The sequence below is a fragment of the Streptomyces sp. NPDC005931 genome (genome assembly GCF_042871235.1).
In the GTDB taxonomy this organism is placed as follows: Bacteria; Actinomycetota; Actinomycetes; order Streptomycetales; family Streptomycetaceae; genus Streptomyces.
Genome location: NZ_JBIAIG010000002.1, coordinates 574,096 through 590,923, shown reverse-complemented (window position 1 = coordinate 590,923; position 16,828 = coordinate 574,096). Strand labels below are relative to the sequence as shown.

The 16,828-nt window shown below is 69.1% G+C and carries 12 protein-coding genes, 1 tRNA gene and 1 pseudogene; 5 read left to right on the top strand and 9 right to left on the bottom strand.

The window, feature by feature from the left end; all coding sequences use genetic code 11:
• Positions 1 to 5 precede the first annotated feature (5 nt).
• From grpE to ACFYOV_RS06630, 3 genes are all read right to left on the bottom strand, one after another.
• Positions 6 to 683, bottom strand: coding sequence for a nucleotide exchange factor GrpE (gene grpE / locus ACFYOV_RS06640; RefSeq protein WP_389083583.1), 678 nt, complete (start codon positions 681 to 683; stop codon positions 6 to 8).
• Positions 680 to 2,530 carry a molecular chaperone DnaK gene (gene dnaK / locus ACFYOV_RS06635; protein ID WP_389083581.1) on the bottom strand — a complete coding sequence of 617 codons (1,851 nt, stop codon included), beginning with the start codon at positions 2,528 to 2,530 and terminating at the stop codon, positions 680 to 682. The genes grpE and dnaK overlap by 4 nt, the downstream gene beginning before the upstream one ends.
• Positions 2,531 to 2,623: 93 nt before the next feature.
• A complete protein-coding gene (locus ACFYOV_RS06630) occupies positions 2,624 to 3,775 on the bottom strand; it encodes an undecaprenyl/decaprenyl-phosphate alpha-N-acetylglucosaminyl 1-phosphate transferase (RefSeq protein ID WP_389083578.1) in 1,152 nt (383 codons plus the stop codon).
• A 249-nt stretch (positions 3,776 to 4,024) separates the two neighbouring features.
• Between ACFYOV_RS06630 and ACFYOV_RS06625 the strand changes: the two genes are divergently transcribed.
• The 3 genes from ACFYOV_RS06625 (at position 4,025) to ACFYOV_RS06615 (ending at position 9,576) form a co-directional block, all read left to right on the top strand.
• Positions 4,025 to 6,319: a (Fe-S)-binding protein gene (locus ACFYOV_RS06625; RefSeq protein WP_389083576.1), complete on the top strand. Its 2,295-nt coding sequence runs from the start codon at positions 4,025 to 4,027 to the stop codon at positions 6,317 to 6,319.
• Between the two features lie 326 nt (positions 6,320 to 6,645).
• Positions 6,646 to 8,118, top strand: a complete 1,473-nt coding sequence (locus ACFYOV_RS06620; protein ID WP_389083574.1) for a VCBS repeat-containing protein — start codon at positions 6,646 to 6,648, stop codon at positions 8,116 to 8,118.
• 429 nt (positions 8,119 to 8,547) lie between these two features.
• Positions 8,548 to 9,576: a Yip1 family protein gene (locus ACFYOV_RS06615; RefSeq protein ID WP_389083572.1), complete on the top strand. Its 1,029-nt coding sequence runs from the start codon at positions 8,548 to 8,550 to the stop codon at positions 9,574 to 9,576.
• 91 nt (positions 9,577 to 9,667) lie between these two features.
• Here the strand turns inward: ACFYOV_RS06615 and ACFYOV_RS06610 are convergent, their stop codons facing one another.
• The 3 genes from ACFYOV_RS06610 to dcd form a co-directional block, all read right to left on the bottom strand.
• Positions 9,668 to 10,120: an SPW repeat protein gene (locus tag ACFYOV_RS06610; protein ID WP_389083569.1), complete on the bottom strand. Its 453-nt coding sequence runs from the start codon at positions 10,118 to 10,120 to the stop codon at positions 9,668 to 9,670.
• Positions 10,121 to 10,343: 223 nt separating this feature from the next.
• The gene (locus ACFYOV_RS06605) at positions 10,344 to 10,853 is read right to left on the bottom strand and encodes a phosphoribosyltransferase (RefSeq protein ID WP_389083567.1); all 510 of its coding nucleotides are present in this window, start codon (positions 10,851 to 10,853) and stop codon (positions 10,344 to 10,346) included.
• 14 nt (positions 10,854 to 10,867) lie between these two features.
• Positions 10,868 to 11,443: a dCTP deaminase gene (dcd, locus tag ACFYOV_RS06600; protein WP_389083565.1), complete on the bottom strand. Its 576-nt coding sequence runs from the start codon at positions 11,441 to 11,443 to the stop codon at positions 10,868 to 10,870.
• Between the two features lie 555 nt (positions 11,444 to 11,998).
• Between dcd and ACFYOV_RS06595 the strand changes: the two genes are divergently transcribed.
• A tRNA-Gly gene (locus tag ACFYOV_RS06595) sits at positions 11,999 to 12,072 on the top strand.
• A 177-nt stretch (positions 12,073 to 12,249) separates the two neighbouring features.
• Here the strand turns inward: ACFYOV_RS06595 and ACFYOV_RS06590 are convergent.
• The gene (locus ACFYOV_RS06590) at positions 12,250 to 12,705 is read right to left on the bottom strand and encodes a VOC family protein (protein ID WP_389083563.1); all 456 of its coding nucleotides are present in this window, start codon (positions 12,703 to 12,705) and stop codon (positions 12,250 to 12,252) included.
• 129 nt (positions 12,706 to 12,834) lie between these two features.
• On the opposite strand from ACFYOV_RS06590, the pseudogene ACFYOV_RS06585 reads away from it, so the two are divergent.
• Positions 12,835 to 13,313, top strand: a pseudogene (locus ACFYOV_RS06585) (UTRA domain-containing protein); the annotation flags it as partial.
• An 80-nt stretch (positions 13,314 to 13,393) separates the two neighbouring features.
• Here the strand turns inward: ACFYOV_RS06585 and ACFYOV_RS06580 are convergent.
• Both ACFYOV_RS06580 and ACFYOV_RS06575 read right to left on the bottom strand, forming a co-directional pair.
• The gene (locus tag ACFYOV_RS06580; protein WP_389083560.1) at positions 13,394 to 13,939 is read right to left on the bottom strand and encodes a hypothetical protein; all 546 of its coding nucleotides are present in this window, start codon (positions 13,937 to 13,939) and stop codon (positions 13,394 to 13,396) included.
• Positions 13,940 to 14,748: 809 nt separating this feature from the next.
• Positions 14,749 to 16,788 (bottom strand): TerD family protein, encoded by a 2,040-nt coding sequence (locus ACFYOV_RS06575; protein WP_389083558.1) that lies wholly within the window; start codon positions 16,786 to 16,788, stop codon positions 14,749 to 14,751.
• Between the last annotated feature and the right edge of the window lie 40 nt (positions 16,789 to 16,828).

The window sequence follows — 16,828 nt, the reverse complement described above, 5'->3', positions numbered from 1 at the left end:
TGACGTCAGCCCTCCTCCGGGCCACCGTTCTCCTTGTTCTCCGCGGCGTCCGCCTGCGCCTCGGTGCCCTCCTCGGCCGGCTTGACCGTCTGCGCGCCCGGCTGCGGCTCGGCCACGGCCACCCGCGCGGGGCGGATGGTGCGCTCGCCGATGCGGTACCCGGGCTGCAGGATCGCCACGCACGTCGTCTCGGTGACGTCCGGGGCGTAGGAGTGCATCAGGGCCTCGTGGACCGTCGGGTCGAAGGGCTCGCCCTCCTTGCCGAACTGCTGCAGGCCCATCTTGGCCACGGTGGTCTCCAGCGACTCGGCGACGGACTTGAACCCGCCGACCAGTTCGCCGTGTTCCCGCGCGCGGCCGATGTCGTCGAGCACGGGCAGGAGCTCGGTCAGGAGGTTCGCCACGGCGATCTCCTTGACCGCGATCCGGTCGCGCTCGACCCGGCGGCGGTAGTTCTGGTACTCGGCCTGGATGCGCTGGAGGTCCGCGGTGCGCTCACCGAGCGCGGTGCGCACCTGGTCCAGCTGGGCCACCAGACCGGCGTTCTGACCCGTGTCCCCGGCCGGGGCCGCCCCTTCCTCCCGCGAGGGGGTGGAGGCGGCCTTCGGCTCGGCGTCGTCGGAAGGGGCGCCGGAGGGGACGTCGGGCTGCTGCTCGTCGAAGCCCGGGGTCTCCTCCGTCACGCGGCACCGTCCTTGCGCTCGTCGTCGACGATCTCGGCGTCGACGACATCGTCGTCGGCCCTGGCGTCACCCGCGCCGGCACCGGCGGAGGCACCGCCGGCCGCCTGGGCGCCCTGGGCGTCGGCGTACATCGCCTGACCCAGCTTCTGGGAGACGGCCGCGACCTTCTCCGTGGCGGTACGGATCTCGGCGGTGTCCTCGCCCTTGAGCTTCTCCTTCAGCTCGGCGACGGCGGACTCCACCTCGGTCCTGATCTCGCCGGGGACCTTGTCCTCGTTGTCCTTGAGGAACTTCTCGGTCTGGTACACGAGCTGCTCGCCCTGGTTGCGGGTCTCGGCGGCCTCGCGGCGCTTGTGGTCCTCCTCCGCGTAGCGCTCGGCCTCCTCACGCATGCGGTCGACCTCGTCCTTCGGGAGCGAGGAGCCGCCGGTGACGGTCATCTTCTGCTCCTTGCCGGTGCCGAGGTCCTTCGCCGTGACGTGCATGATGCCGTTGGCGTCGATGTCGAAGGAGACCTCGATCTGCGGGACACCGCGCGGCGCCGGGGGCAGACCGGTCAGCTCGAACATGCCGAGCTTCTTGTTGTACGCCGCGATCTCACGCTCGCCCTGGTAGACCTGGATCTGCACCGACGGCTGGTTGTCCTCGGCCGTGGTGAAGATCTCGGAACGCTTCGTCGGGATCGTGGTGTTGCGCTCGATCAGCTTGGTCATGATGCCGCCCTTGGTCTCGATGCCGAGGGACAGCGGGGTGACGTCGAGCAGCAGGACGTCCTTGACCTCGCCCTTGAGGACACCGGCCTGGAGCGAGGCGCCGATGGCGACGACCTCGTCCGGGTTCACGCCCTTGTTGGCCTCCTTGCCGCCGGTCAGCTCCTTGACGAGCTCGGCGACGGCGGGCATGCGGGTGGAGCCGCCGACGAGGACGACGTGGTCGATCTCGCTGATGGAGATGCCGGCGTCCTTGATGACGTTGTGGAACGGCGTCTTGCAGCGCTCGAGCAGGTCCGCGGTCAGCTGCTGGAACTGCGCCCGGGTCAGCTTCTCGTCGAGGTGCAGCGGGCCCTCGGCGGAGGCGGTGATGTAGGGCAGGTTGATCGAGGTCTCGGTGGACGAGGACAGCTCGATCTTCGCCTTCTCGGCGGCCTCGCGCAGACGCTGGAGCGCCATCTTGTCCTTGGACAGGTCCACGCCGTGCCCGGACTGGAACTGCTTGACCAGGTAGTCGACGACGCGCTGGTCCCAGTCGTCACCACCGAGGTGGTTGTCGCCGTTGGTGGCCTTCACCTCGACGACGCCGTCGCCGATCTCGAGCAGCGAGACGTCGAAGGTGCCGCCACCGAGGTCGAAGACCAGGATGGTCTGGTCGTCCTTGTCGAGGCCGTACGCCAGCGCGGCGGCCGTCGGCTCGTTGACGATGCGCAGGACGTTCAGACCGGCGATCTCACCGGCCTCCTTGGTGGCCTGGCGCTCGGCGTCGTTGAAGTAGGCCGGGACGGTGATGACCGCGTCGGTCACCTTCTCGCCCAGGTAGGCCTCGGCGTCCCGCTTCAGCTTCTGCAGCACGAAGGCGCTGATCTGCTGCGGGTTGAAGGGCTTCCCGTCGAGCTCGATCTTCCAGTCGGTGCCCATGTGGCGCTTGACCGACCGGATGGTCCTGTCCACGTTGGTCACGGCCTGACGCTTGGCCACCTCACCGACCAGCACCTCACCGTTCTTGGCGAAGGCGACGACGGAAGGCGTGGTCCTGGCGCCCTCGGCGTTGGTGATGACGGTGGGCTCGCCGCCCTCCAGAACGCTGACGACGGAGTTAGTCGTGCCCAGGTCGATGCCGACCGCACGTGCCATTTCGATTCCTCCAGCTGACTTGAGTGGAACGGACTCAAGCATGCCTGACGCCCGGCGCAGGGTCAACAGAGCTGAGTCCACTCGACTCAACTCTTATCCGCTCCTTACGCGCAACCGCGCGCTGACCTGGGAAGACGCAACCGGAGACCCTCTACGGGGCCGGAAATTCCCGTACACCGGGACGCGCAACAGCGCGACCACGACCACCAGGGCCACCGCCGCCACCCACGGCGCCCCGCCCGCGCCGGCCCCCCGGAGGTGCGCGAGCACCGCCACGAGTACCCCGCCCAGCGCACCGATGCAGAGCAGCGCGGTCACCGCGCGGGGGGCGAGGCCGAGCCGGCGCAGCCGGTGCGGGAGGTGATCCGGGGCGCCGCGCGTGAGGGGTCGCCGGTTCAGCCGCCGCGAGAGCAGCACCAGCACCCCGTCGGCGCAGACCACCGCGCCGAGCGCGAACAGCACCCCGGCACTCGGGACGACCGGCTGCCCGGCCCGGACGAACACCGCTGCCGCGGCGAGCACGAACCCGGTGAACAGGGAGCCGCTCGCCCCGAGGGCGATCCGCGCGGCGGGCCGGGCGTGCGGAGGGGTGTACGGACGGTCGTCCGGCCGGGCAGACGGCCGGACGTGAGGTGGTCGGACGTGCGGTCCGTCGTGCGCCCCGTCCCGCGGCCGGTCGTGCGACCGGTCCTGCGGAGGGTCGTGCGGCCGGTCCCGCGGAAGGTCGCGCGGTCGGGCAGCGAGCAGGAACCCGGCCAGCGCCGCGCCCAGCACGGTCAGCAGCACCGCGATCCCGTCCATCAACTCGGCCGCCGCGCAGGCGGCGAGCCCGAAGGCGGTCACCACCCCCACGGCACCGGCCGGACCACCCCCGCGGCCGAGTCCGCGGAAGGCGGTGGTGAACCCCACGATCCACGCCACCGCGAGCAGTCCGCCCGCGACCCCCGTCTCCTCATACGGCACGACGCACGCGGCCGCCACGGCCGTACCGGCGACGGGCACCCACCAGCGCAGCCGCCCGGCGTCCAGGAGCGGCCCGAGCACGGCCACGCAGGCCCCGGCGGCCAACAGGCCTCCGACACCGGCGCCGAGCGGCGCGACCCCGGTCCGGTCGCCCACCCCCGCGACCAGGCCGGTCACCAGCACGACGGCGAATCCGCGGGACAGCGGCACCCCCCTCAACAGTCCGGCGAGGAGGGCACAGAGCGACAGGGCCGCGATGGCGGCGGCGATCCCATAGAGCACGGATATAAGTTAGGGGTGTATGTGACGATTTAGCGCGAATAACACGATCAGATCCCGAGCGCCACCCGACCGCCACACCCGGATGCCATCTCAGGCAAGCCTCAGCGATTCAGATCACCCCGCGCCCGGCTACAGTGCGGCCGAAGATAGGGGTAGTCTCAGACGGACTGCATAAGTTACCGCTTAGTAATTTCGGGGTACCCGCAACGGAGCCCCCGACGAAACCCCTCGCAGGCCCGAGGAGCCCCCATGCAACTCGCCGCGATCATCGTGTCGCTGGCCCTGACCGTGGTCGGCGTCGCCCTGCTCGCCCGCGCCATCGGCCAGTTCGTCCGGTACTTCAAGCTGGGCCAGCCGGTCCCGGCCGGTACCCGGACCGACAATCCCTACCAGCGCAGCGTGACCCTGGTACGGGAGTTCCTCGGCCACACGCGCATGAACCGGTGGGGCATCGTCGGCGTCGCCCACTGGTTCGTGGCGATCGGCTTCCTGACGCTGCCGCCGACGATCATCACCGCGTACGGACAGCTCTTCCAGGCCGACTGGACCCTGCCGGTGATCGGCGGCTTCCTGCCGTACGAGCTGTACATCGAGTTCATCGCCGCGATGACCACCCTCGGCATCGTCACGCTGATGGTCATCCGCCTGCTGAACCTGCCCTCGCGCCCGGGCCGCAAGTCCCGCTTCGCCGGCTCGAAGATGGGCCAGGCGTACTTCGTCGAGTACGTCATCTTCACCATCGGCCTGGCCATCTACGTGCTGCGCGGCCTGGAGGGCGCGCTGCACCACGTGGAGCACTACGAGGCCGCGTACTTCGCCTCGTACCCGCTGATCCTGGCCTTCGACGGCCTGAGCGTGGCCACGCTGCAGAACCTGGTCTACCTCTTCGCGATGATCAAGCTGGGCACGACCATGATCTGGATGATCACGGTCAGTCTGAACACCAACATGGGTGTGGCCTGGCACCGCTTCCTGGCCTTCCCGAACATCTGGTTCAAGCGCAACGCCACCGGGGAGACCGCCCTCGGCGCGCTCCAGCCGATGACCTCCGGCGGCAAACCGATCAACTTCGAGGACCCGGGCGACGACGACGTCTTCGGTGTCTCCCAGGTCGAGCAGTTCTCCTGGAAGGGCCTGCTGGACTTCTCCACCTGCACCGAGTGCGGTCGCTGCCAGTCGCAGTGCCCCGCATGGAACACGGGCAAGCCGCTCTCCCCGAAGCTGCTGATCATGTCCCTGCGGGATCACGCCCACGCCAAGGCGCCGTACCTGCTCGCGGGCGGCGGCAAGACGATGGAGGGCGAGGAGAGGGCGTCCGAGGAGCAGCTCGCCGGCGTCCCGGCGTCGGCCCTCGCCGAGGCCGAGCGCCCGCTGATCGGCACCGCCGAGGAGAACGGCGTCATCGACCCGGACGTCCTGTGGTCCTGCACCACCTGCGGCGCCTGTGTCGAGCAGTGCCCGGTGGACATCGAGCATGTCGACCACATCGTCGACATGCGCCGCTACCAGGTGATGATCGAGTCCAGCTTCCCCTCGGAGGCGGGCACGATGCTCAAGAACCTGGAGAAGAAGGGCAACCCCTGGGGCCTGGCGAAGAAGCAGCGCCTGGAGTGGACCAAGGAGGTCGACTTCGAGGTCCCGGTCGTCGGCAAGGACATCGAGGACCTGTCCGAGGTCGAGTACCTCTACTGGGTCGGCTGCGCCGGCGCCCTCGAGGACCGCGCCAAGAAGACCACCAAGGCCTTCGCCGAGCTGCTGCACATCGCGGGCGTCAAGTTCGCGATCATGGGCGGCGACGAGAAGTGCACCGGTGACTCCGCCCGCCGCCTGGGCAACGAGCCCCTGTTCCAGGAGCTCGGCATGGAGAACGTGATGGCCCTGAACACGGCGTTCGGCGAGGAGCTGGACGACGACGGGAAGGTCACCGCGGAGTCGCAGAAGCCGAAGTCGGCGAAGAAGATCGTCGCCACCTGCCCGCACTGCCTCAACACGCTCGGCAACGAGTACCCGCAGCTCGGCGGCGACTACGAGGTCATCCACCACACCCAGCTGCTCCAGCACCTCGTCGACGAGGGCAAGCTGATCCCGGTCACCCCGGTCGAGGGCATCATCACGTACCACGACCCGTGCTACCTGGGCCGCCACAACAAGATCTACACGCCCCCGCGCGAGATCATCGGCAAGGTCCCGGGCCTGCGCAACGAGGAGATGCACCGCCACAAGGAGCGCGGCTTCTGCTGTGGCGCCGGCGGCGCCCGGATGTGGATGGAGGAGCGGATCGGCAAGCGCATCAACAACGAGCGCGTCGACGAGGCCCTCTCCCTGAACCCGGACATCGTCTCCACCGCCTGCCCGTTCTGCCTGGTCATGCTCACCGACTCGGTCAACGGCAAGAAGAACGACGGCAAGGCCAAGGAGTCCATCCAGGTCGTCGACGTGGCCCAGCTGCTGCTGGACTCCGTCAAGACCCCGGTCCCGGACGACGAGCCCCCTGCGGGCACGACCGACTCCGAGAACGCCCCGGAGCCGGAGCCGGTGAAGTAACGGCCCTCCTGCGGTCCCCCGGCACGACCGACGCCCCCGTGGCCCCTCGTGGGTACGGGGGCGTCGTCGTGCCACCGCACCGACACACCTGCGGCGGTCCACGGACGACCCCGCGGCGACGGCCGCACAGCTCCGCGGCGTCGGGAACGGCCGACCGCGCCGGCATCACGCCGAAGTCACGTACAACCCTGGCCGGTTGCCGACGGTCTCCTGATCGCCGACCGGACGGTGAACCAGGGCTCGGCTCCCGGCGAACCCGACGGCACCGGCACCTCATCGACGCCGGATGCCCGCCAGGCATCCCCCGCATGCCGCTGGAGAACCGCATGCACCAGACACTGCGACTCGCCCTCGCGACGGCCACCGCCGGCGCGCTCACGGGCGGTCTGCTCACGTTCGCCGCCACGCCGGCCACCGCCGCCGACTCCACCCACGTGGCCGAGGCCGACTTCAACGGGGACGGCCGCGGCGACGTGGCCGTCTCCGCCCAGAACGCCTACGTCGGCGGCAAGTCCGAGGCCGGCCAGCTCGTCGTCCTCTACGGCACGTCCACCGGTGTGTCCGCCACCCGGCGCCACACGCTCAGCCAGAACACCACCGGCGTGCCCGGGACCGCCGAGGCCGACGACGCCTTCGGCACGGACGCCGCGTACGCCGACTTCAACGGCGACGGCTACGACGACATCGCCGTCTCCTCCCCGCTGGAGGACGTCGGCACCGACCGGGACGCCGGCGGTGTCGCCATCCTGTGGGGCTCGCCGTCGGGCATCACCGGCAAGGCGATCAACGTCGTCGACCCGGCGCCCTCCTCCCACGACCTGTGGGGCAAGACCCTCGCCGCCGGCGACTTCGACGGCGACGGCAAGGCCGACCTGGCCGTCGGCAGCGACAACGCCACCCTCCACGTCTTCAAGGGCGGCTTCACCACCTCCGGCGCCTCGGGCGGCCGGTACACCCTCAAGCCCCCGATCATGGGCAGCGACGCCGACGGCCCGCTGAACCTCACCGCCGGCGACGTCAACGGCGACGGCCGCACCGACCTGGTCGTCGACGGCTTCGAGCTCGACACGTCCTACGGCTGGAACCGGAACTACTTCGTCCCCGGTTCGCCGAGCGGTCTGAGCACCGCCGCGGCCGAAGCGCTCAAGCCGGGCGTGATCACCGCGATCGGCGACATCGACAGGGACGGCTTCGGCGACATCGTCAGCGGCGCCTACTGGAACCCCACCACCGAGGACGGCACCCCCGTCCCGGACTCCGGCAAGGGCGGCAAGGTCTGGGTCACCTACGGCTCGGCCGCCGGCCCCGGCGCGGTCACCGGCATCACCCAGGACACGGGCAACGTCCCCGGCGCCGCCGAGGGCGACGACTACTTCGGCTACGAACTCGACCTCGGCGACATCAACGGCGACGGCTTCCTCGACCTCGCCGTCGGCGTCTCCGGCGAGAACATCGGCGCCGCCGCCGACACCGGCGCGGTCACGCTCCTGTACGGCACCGCGAACGGCCTCGACACCACCTCCGGCGCCCAGTCCTTCACCCAGAACAGCACGGGCGTCCCGGGCGGTGACGAGGACGGCGACAGGTTCGGCCTGGACGTCAAGCTCGACGACCTCACCGGTGACGGGAAGGCCGACCTGGTCGTCGGCTCCGCGGAGAACGCCGGGGACGGCGCCGTGACCTACCTGCCCTCCGGCGGCACGAAGATCGTCACCACCGGCGCCCGCATGATCTCCCCGAGCAGCTCGGGGGTCTCCACGGCGGGCCTGCCCTACTTCGGCGCGAACTTCGCCGACTGAGCGGCACACCACCGCCCTCGCTCGCCGGGGAGCACTCCGCCCGCCGGCCTCGCCGGGCCCCCGTCCCACCCGGGGCCCGGCGGGGCGGACCCGCCGACCGGCGGTCACCGGGCCGGCGCGCCCCGCGTTCCCCCCTCGTCCGGACGTCGAGGGCACGGCGGACCAGGGCGGCGTCCACCTCGTCCGCGGCGGTTCGGGCGTCCGCATCCTCACGGCGGTTCGGGCGTCCGCGGCAGTCCGGGTGTCCCCCTGGTCCGTGGCGGTTCGGGCCGCCTCGTCCCCGCCCGAGTGCGGCGGCGGGCTCATGGACCGGGGCGGTCCGGGGCGGTCCGGGGCGGTCCGGGGCTCCGACAACTCCCCGCGCGCGACGACCCGTAGGGCGCAACCCTCCCGGGTCACGGGCACGGGAACCTGACTACCCCTTAGGGGATGTCACAGCTCGGCCGCAAACCCGGGCCCGGAAGCGGAGGCCCGGCACGTCACCCTCCGGGACCAGGTACGTTCGAAGGCGTGGCTGGATTCAGGATCGGACGCGGCCGGGACAACAACAACGGCGCTCCTCACGCGCGACCGCAACACCCCCCGTACGGACAGCAAGCACCGCAGGGGCCGTCGTACGGCTACCCGCAGGCGCCGCAGCCGTACCCGCAGCAGCCGCCGTACAGCGGCGGCCCCGGCGGGGGTGCCGGCGGCCCATGGCCGCACGCGCACGGCGGACACGGCCCCGGTGGCCACGGCGGTCACGGTGAGCCCGAGTACTTCGGCGGCGACGGGGCGTACCCGTCGGGCCACCAGGGCCCGCACGACCCGTATGCCAACAACCCGGGTCACACCCAGGCCTTCTCCGTCGGTGAGGACCCCTACAACCAGGGCGACACGTACCGCGCCGGCTCGGCCCCGCCCCCCGGCCCTGTCGGCCCACGCCTGCACTGGAAGGACCTGCTCAAGGGCATCGTCCTGTCCCCGGCCCGGACGTTCCTCCAGATGCGGGACTACACGATGTGGGGCCCCGCCCTGATCGTCACGTTCCTCTACGGCCTGCTCGCCGTCTTCGGCTTCGACGGCGCCCGCGAGGACGCGATCAACGCCACTCTGTCGAACGCGATCCCGATCGTCCTGACGACGGCCGTGGCGATGGTGCTCAGCGCCTTCATCCTGGGCGTGGTGACCCACACCGTGGCCCGCCAGCTCGGCGGCGACGGCGCCTGGCAGCCCACGGTCGGCCTCTCCATGCTGATCATGCCCATCACGGACACCCCGCGCCTGATCTTCGCCATGTTCGCCGGCGGCGACGCGACCTTCGTCCAGCTCCTCGGCTGGGCCACCTGGGTGGCGGCCGGTGCCCTGCTGACCCTGATGGTCAGCCGCTCCCACGACCTGCCCTGGCCGAAGGCCCTGGGCGCGTCGGCGATCCAGCTGATCGCGCTGCTGTCGATCGTGAAGCTGGGCACGTTCTGAGGCACCTCGCACCAGCCACCGCACACGACGGACAAGGGGCTCCTTTCGGAGCCCCTTCTCGTGTCACTGCGGCTGAGCGGGTTCTGCGCGCCTAGGAAGTGGTGCGGCCTCCGTACCCGGACGACGCACCGCGCATCTCGCGGTCGGAGCGCATGCCGGCACTGGACGCCGCGGCCAGGGCCAGGAGGAGGGCGATCAGCCCGACGATGATGTTGTTGGTGACCGTCCTCGTGGTGTCCACGTCGCCGGACACCACCCAGGGCGCGATGACGGTCCATGCGCCAAGTACGGCGGCGGCCCAGGCCATGCTGTGCGTGCGTTCGTAGGCGTGGCCGAAGCCACCCATGAGCAGCGCGTACGTCAGCCCCACGATGAGGTTCGTGACGGCCAGGGTCGAGAAGCCGCTGAACCCCACGATCCACGGAGAGGCCGCCAGGTACACACCGGTGACCACGCCCAGTGCCTCGATCGCCTGCGCACGCGGGGTGGTGGCCGCCCGCTCGTGGCGTGCCCGCATCTCGAGGATGTCCGGGTGCGTTTCCATGGTGGGTTGCGTGTGACTGGTCACTCTTGTCTCCCGGGTTCGCGATCTGAATGATCGACCCCCGGGTACCCATAAAGTCTGGATAAAACATCACAAGACCGCCGCAATGCACCGCTGCGTGTGCAGGAAAAGAGGGAGACGTCGACGCACGGAGGGACCAGGGCGTCAACGAGGCCCTGAGCCGCTCAGGCTCCCCGCGCGGGCCGACACCCGAAGCCCCGCGTCAGATCGCTTCCCTGTTCTCCTTCGGCGCGCTGCCCGACGCGTGCACCGGAGGCAGGACACTCCACGGGAAATTGATCCACTCGTCGGTGCGCTTCCAGACGTATTCGCACTTCACGAGCGACTGCGTCTTCTCGTAGATCACGGCGGACCGCACCTCGGCCACGTGGTCGAGGCAGAAGTCGTGCACGAGCTTGAGCGTCTTGCCGGTGTCGGCGACATCGTCGGCGATCAGCACCTTCTTGTCGGTGAAATCGATCGCGTTGGGGACGGGGGCGAGCATGACCGGCATCTCGAGCGTGGTCCCCACACCGGTGTAGAACTCGACGTTCACCAGGTGGATGTTCTTGCAGTCGAGGGCGTACGCGAGCCCGCCGGCGACGAACACACCGCCGCGGGCGATGCTCAGCACGACGTCGGGCCGGTAACCGTCGTCGGCGATCGTCTGCGCCAGCTCGCGCACGGCGATGCCGAACTTCTCGTAGGTCAGGTTCTCCCGCGCCTCGCTCATGTCACTCCTGCCGCTCACACCTGGGTCCGGTGGAAGTTGAGGTAGGACCGCGAGGCCGTCGGGCCGCGCTGTCCCTGGTAGCGGGACCCGTAGCGCTCACTGCCGTAGGGGGCCTCCGCCGGTGAGCTGAGCCGGAACATGCACAGCTGCCCGATCTTCATCCCGGGCCACAGCTTGATCGGCAGCGTCGCGAGATTCGACAACTCAAGGGTCACGTGGCCGGAGAACCCGGGGTCGATGAACCCGGCGGTGGAGTGCGTCACCAGCCCCAACCGCCCCAGCGAGCTCTTCCCCTCCAGCCGGGAGGCGAGGTCGTCCGGCAGCGTGATGACCTCGTACGTGCTGGCCAGCACGAACTCCCCGGGGTGCAGGATGAACGGCTCGTCCCCCTCCGGCTCCACCAGCCGGGTCAGGTCCGCCTGCTCGACCGACGGGTCGATGTGGGGGTAGCGGTGGTTCTCGAACACCCGGAAGTAGCGGTCGAGACGCACGTCGATGCTGGACGGCTGCACCATGGAGTCGTCGTAGGGATCGATGCGCACGCGCCCGGCGTCGATCTCGGCCCGGATGTCCTTGTCAGAGAGAAGCACCCCCCGAGAATACGCAAGGCGCGCGGACCGGCCACCATCGCGCCGCCCCACGCGCCAGGTCGCGTGCCGCTGTGCTGCCTGTTCGCCGCCCGCTCGCTGCCTCTGTGCCCCCTACCGCTTCTCGAGCGTGACCGGAACGACACTGCGGAGCCGCGCACAGCGCGGACACCGCAGAAGCCGACCGGGACCGAGTCGCTCGGCCTGCTGCATCGGGAACGAGGTGGCGGTGAACACGTGCCCATCGGCACAGCGGACGACGGTGCGCTCCATCAAGTCCAAGAGTCCCTTCCCCAAGAGCCGCGTCTGGCTTGCTGCCCTGACGACAAAAGCCACATTACGGGATCAAAGAGACGACCCTCCAGGCGGCACTCCGCACCCACCCGGCCCTTGCCGCACCCCCTTCACCGTACGCCCCAACTTCTGCCCACCGCAGCCGCATCCATCCCCTGAAACACCATCAGGCCCCCGGGCTTCGAGCACCGAGGGCCTGACATGAGGTAGAGTGAGCGGGCGTCCGGACACCGATGAAGATCGACGCTCGGGCGGCTGTGTTACGCGGGTGTAGTTTAATGGTAGAACATCAGCTTCCCAAGCTGAGAGCGCGAGTTCGATTCTCGTCACCCGCTCCATGTGAAACCCCCAGGTCATCGACCCGGGGGTTCTTTGTTGTCCAGACCGGCGAGCAGGTGCCGCACCACAACCGCACCATTAGCCCGCCGACAGTTCCTCCCTGTGGTGCGCACGGTCGTCGGTGTGGTGCTTCGCACGTTCGGCGCGTACGAGGTCGTCCAGTCCGGCGGCGATCCTCAGACGACGTCGAATTCGTTGCCCTCGGGGTCCTGCATGGCGGCGGCATAGAGCCCCATGTCCGGCTCATCCTTGATCCGCAGCACGGTGGCACCAGCTTTGACCAGTCGTTCCACCGTAGCCCTGACCCGCTGTGTGCGGACGTCCAGTGGGACGTCACGGCCTCCACCGACCTTCAGGTCGAAGTGCCACCGGTTCTTGGCGACCTTCGGCTCCGGAACCTGCTGGAACCACACCCTCGGTCCACGTCCCGCGGGATCGATGATCGACTCCGGAATATCCCCAGCACCGGCCGGCAACTCTGCCTCAGGCACCCCCACCGCCGCCCAGTAAGCACGCCACGTGGCGTGCCCGCCCGGCGGAGGCTCAGGCACGTAGCCCAGGGCCTCGGCCCAGAAAGTCACCATTCTCTGCGGATCGGAGCAATCGATCGTGAGTTGCACTGTCATCTCCATGCTCGGAGCCTCCCAGGCAGGTCTGACAGACGATCCACTTTCGCGACAGGCCCCCGTACGCTGAGTTGCGCATGCCAAGGGCGGCGCTCTGCGCTGACACCAGTACCTGACACCAACAGGGCCGGACAGCGGTGGACACTGCAGGCCGTGGGCAAGCAGGGCGACTGGGAGAGCCGGACCGAGGCCAAGGTTCCGGCACCGGCGGAGATCGCCACGCGCCTCGGTTCGCCGAGGGTGCACTGTGCGTGCGGACGGCGTACGAGTTCCTCGCCGACGGCCGGCTGGTGCAGCTGTCTACGAGCTGGGAGCCGTACGACCTCACCGCCGGCCCGCTCGTCGTCCTCCCCGAGGGAGGGCCGCACTCCGGGACAGGGGTCGTGAACCGCATGGCGGAGATCGGCATCACCGTCAGCCACGCCGTGGAGCAACCGGAGCCGAGGCAGGCGACCGCCGAGGAGGCCTCACTCCTGGGCGTTCACAAGGGCGCGCTCGTCACGCACATCCGGCGGACGTACTACAGCGACCAGGGGCGGCCCGTGAAGACCGCGGACATCGTCGTGCCCGCCGCAGTCTGCGAGATCGTGTACGAGATTCCCATCCGCCGTTGAGCTCCCGCCTCTAGCGGTACCGTTCCTGATCGGCTCGGAGGGGCCCCGTGTTGTTGATGCCTTCTACCGCGACAGCGGTCTTAGGCTTCCGTCTCGTCGTCGTTGTCCGCCGGGTCCTGTCGCTTCACTCGCTTCAACACGCGCGATGTCGCGGGCGCAGCAGTCTCAGACCACCAGCGTCGCGCGTGCGGAGCCGCAATCTGCACAGCCTTCGCCCCAACCAGCAGCGCGGCGGCGATCGTAATCATTCGCAGATCGACTCGCTCACTGGTGCTCTCGGATGTACCCCGGTCAGTGGCATCGACCGGCTCGGCTTCGAAGACGGTCACGCCATCGTCAGGGAACGACTCGGCGGGCTCGGGCGGAGTCGGCGCATCGGCCATGTCGTTCAGCAGAGCCGCGAGAGTCTCATCGCTCCAGGTCGTTGTAGTCCACTGACGGTAGTAGTGCAGGGACCTGACGTTTCCCCTGTAATGATCCTCTTGGGTACCGTACTCCTCTCCCTTGTCGGTTAGGGAGTACGCGCCTGGCTCGCCCGTCAGGTAGCCATACCTGTGCAGCAGCAGGTTCATCTGTCGACCGGTCTTGCCGATCTCCCGGCCGAGCTCAGTTGCCGATTTACCCACCGCTCCCGCACCTCCCCGTGCGGCCGGGCGCAGACGGCTCCCGGCATCCCCAAGGCACGGAAATCTACCCGGCGCCACGGCCATGTGCAGGGCAAACACAGTATTCGCTCTGCACGGCTCACGTGTAAGGGCGAGTGTGTCTGGTCGTACGCCGGCCTTCTGGGAGCACGCAACTCGATCATGATCCGTGGAGCAGGCGTTGCCAGGCAATATCTCTGGTACAAGAAGCAAAATGCCCTGCATGCACAGCCGGTCATCCATCGGCTTCGGCCCCGGTGACCGTTTGGGTCGCCACGCGCTGGGCCGCTACCAGCTCACGGACGAGTAGCGGAAGTGGTAGGGACGCACAGCCCACTGAGCGTCGCACCGCTACCGCACCACAAACGCAGCAGATCGAGCGGGGAACAGCGGGGAACCACGGTTGAAGCGGTCGGGCACGAGGAGGCCACGCCGAAGCCGTTCACCCACGGTCAGCACTTGAACCGACCGCAAATGATCCCAGCTTCCCAAGCTGAGAGCGGAGTTCGATTCTCGTCACCCGCTCCATGAGGAAGGCCCAGGTCGAGACCTGGGCCTCTCTGCTGTTCACGCTTCAGGAAGAGCGGTAGATGTTCCTTCACGTCAGGGGGTGATGTGGGGGCGTCTCTTCATCAGGCAGGAGGCTAGGACACGACGCACGTCCCCGCCGGAAATATCGGTTGGGCCTACCTGCCGACAGGTGGCTCAGACGAAGAAGCGGCGCCCAGTCGCGTGCCGGATGGTGCGGGAAACCGTCGGGAACATCGGGCAAGCGGGCACACCGGGCACTCTCATCCGGTGGCAGTTCGTTCTGAGGGCTGGGGTCGTCGAAGTGCCGGGCGGTCCAGGTGGGCCACCACCGTGGCGTGGAACCGGTGCACGGCGTCGTCGACACTGCGGATGAAGCCGGACTCGGCGTTGCCACGGCTGCTGCCCATGCCCTTGAACAGGGACAGGCGGAAACCGGTGATCTGTGTGCCGTTCTTCGGCAGCATGTCCGCCGGCTCCGGGCGCAGCCGTTCCAGTGTGCCCCGTGGGCCTCCTGCCTCGCCCTCCACCAAGGTCTCGATGTGGAGGTCGGCGGGAGCGTCCGCGAGGCGTCGGACGAGCCGTTTCGCCCGCGTGAGCGGGTAGCCCTGCTCGGGCGCAGGAATCTCGATGGACGTACGGAGTTTGCCCGTACGCAGGTCCGCTGTGATCGCGAGAACGCCGGGTGTGCCCTCGATGCGCAGCTCGGCCTGGAGTCTTCCTTCCAGACAGAGCTGGTCGGCCAGGTGGGTCCGACGGACCCCGGGATCGGCTCCGCGCCTGGAGCGCTGGACCGGCAGCACCTTGCGCCCGAGTTCGCCCCCGAGGCTGAGACAGACCTGGCGGATGAGCCGCTCCCAGCTCTCCACCACCTCAAGGGCTCGGGGGTCTCCCTGGCACAGGGTCTCGTCGTCGATTCCGTTGCGTACGGGGACCCAGGCCGCGCCCATGTTCTGGAACCCGTGGCATCCGGAGTTCTCGTGCTGCAGGTAATGCAGCAGTTCCTGGAGCAGCCACGCGTGCGCCGCGTTGCCCACGCCCTCGTGCCGGATCAGCATCTGTGCCTGGTGGGCCACTTCAGCCCAGGAGAGGTGCCAGAGAGCGACCTTGTGCTTGCGCCGCCCGTCGATCCTGACGTCGACCAGCGGGCTGCCTTCCAGTGCGACGTCGTTCGACAGGGTGATCACGGCCTCGTAGCCCCTGCGGGCAGCGATGTCCATGTACGCCTGCACCTGCTCGGCCTTGATGGCGTTGCCGTTGGTCTTGGTCTCCACCAACGCCGTCCAGAGTTTGCCGGCCCGCTCGACGCGGATCACCCCGTCAGGGCGCCGTGGGCTGTCGCCGTGCGGCAGCGAGACCTCGGTGAACGTCTCCATGCGGCCCGCGGGCGCTCCGAACGCGGCGGTGAGCCTGCGGCCGAACTCCGGGATCTGGCTCATGACCGACAGCAACACGGAGGTGGCCCGCATTTCGCGGTCCCGATCGCTCTTGAGCGCGGAGACCGGGAAGAGCCTGGCCGCCTTCCAGGACTCGTTCTCCGCCAGGGACTTCTTGGCCGCCTTGGGCAGGGTGACCTTCTTCTTCGCGGTGCGGGGCCGTGCAGGCGGCTTCCTGGATTCGGCGTCCTCGTGAGGCTGCCGGGGTGCCGGAATGGCCTCCAGGGTCGTTCGGGGTGCGCGATCGGCGGCGGGAGCGGGGGACGTTGTGTCCGCCTGCTCGTCGTCCGCCGCACCTTCCAACGACTCCTCTGCCGCCGCGTCGTCCTCGATGTCCACGCCGAAATCCGTCGCCAGACCCGCCAGTCCGGCGCCGTAGCCCTGTCCGACGGCCCGTATCTTCCACTCTCCGCCGCGGCGGTAGAGCTCACCGAAGATGAACGCGCTCACCGGGCCGGCATCCTCGATGGCGAACCGAAGCAGGGTCTCGCCGGAGCCGTCGGCCAACGTCAGCTGCAGATCGTCCAGTTCCCCGAACTCCGCTCCGTCGTACCGGCTCGCGGCCACCACGATCCGATGGATGTCGTCCGGGATTGCGGTCAGGTCGAAGCTGATCCGGTCCTTGCTACCGCTCCCCGTCGGCGTCTTGCCCAGAAGCTGCACGCTCCCGTCCACGGCGACCGGGTTGTTGTAGAAGTAGAAGTCGGCGTCGCTGCGCACCTTGCCGTCTGCGTTCAGCAGCAGGACGGAGACATCCGCGTCGCCCTCTCCCGTCGGGCTGGTCCAGGCCAGACTCACGATCACGGAGTCGACGCTCCCGCTGAGGGCTGCCAGACCTACGTTGGCACCCTTGATCAACTCGTACATGACCCCCCACCCCGACAACGCACGCCCCAGGCGACAGGCT

Bases quoted from the DNA above. Each gene is read 5' to 3' on its own strand.
- dnaK (WP_389083581.1), bottom strand. From the start codon at position 2,530: ATGGCACGTGCGGTCGGCATCGACCTGGGCACGACTAACTCCGTCGTC.
- ACFYOV_RS06625 (WP_389083576.1), top strand. From the start codon at position 4,025: ATGCAACTCGCCGCGATCATCGTGTCGCTGGCCCTGACCGTGGTCGGC.
- ACFYOV_RS06620 (WP_389083574.1), top strand. From the start codon at position 6,646: ATGCACCAGACACTGCGACTCGCCCTCGCGACGGCCACCGCCGGCGCG.
- ACFYOV_RS06615 (WP_389083572.1), top strand. From the start codon at position 8,548: ATGTCACAGCTCGGCCGCAAACCCGGGCCCGGAAGCGGAGGCCCGGCA.
- ACFYOV_RS06610 (WP_389083569.1), bottom strand. From the start codon at position 10,120: ATGGAAACGCACCCGGACATCCTCGAGATGCGGGCACGCCACGAGCGG.
- ACFYOV_RS06605 (WP_389083567.1), bottom strand. From the start codon at position 10,853: ATGAGCGAGGCGCGGGAGAACCTGACCTACGAGAAGTTCGGCATCGCC.
- ACFYOV_RS06590 (WP_389083563.1), bottom strand. From the start codon at position 12,705: ATGGAGATGACAGTGCAACTCACGATCGATTGCTCCGATCCGCAGAGA.
- ACFYOV_RS06575 (WP_389083558.1), bottom strand. From the start codon at position 16,788: ATGTACGAGTTGATCAAGGGTGCCAACGTAGGTCTGGCAGCCCTCAGC.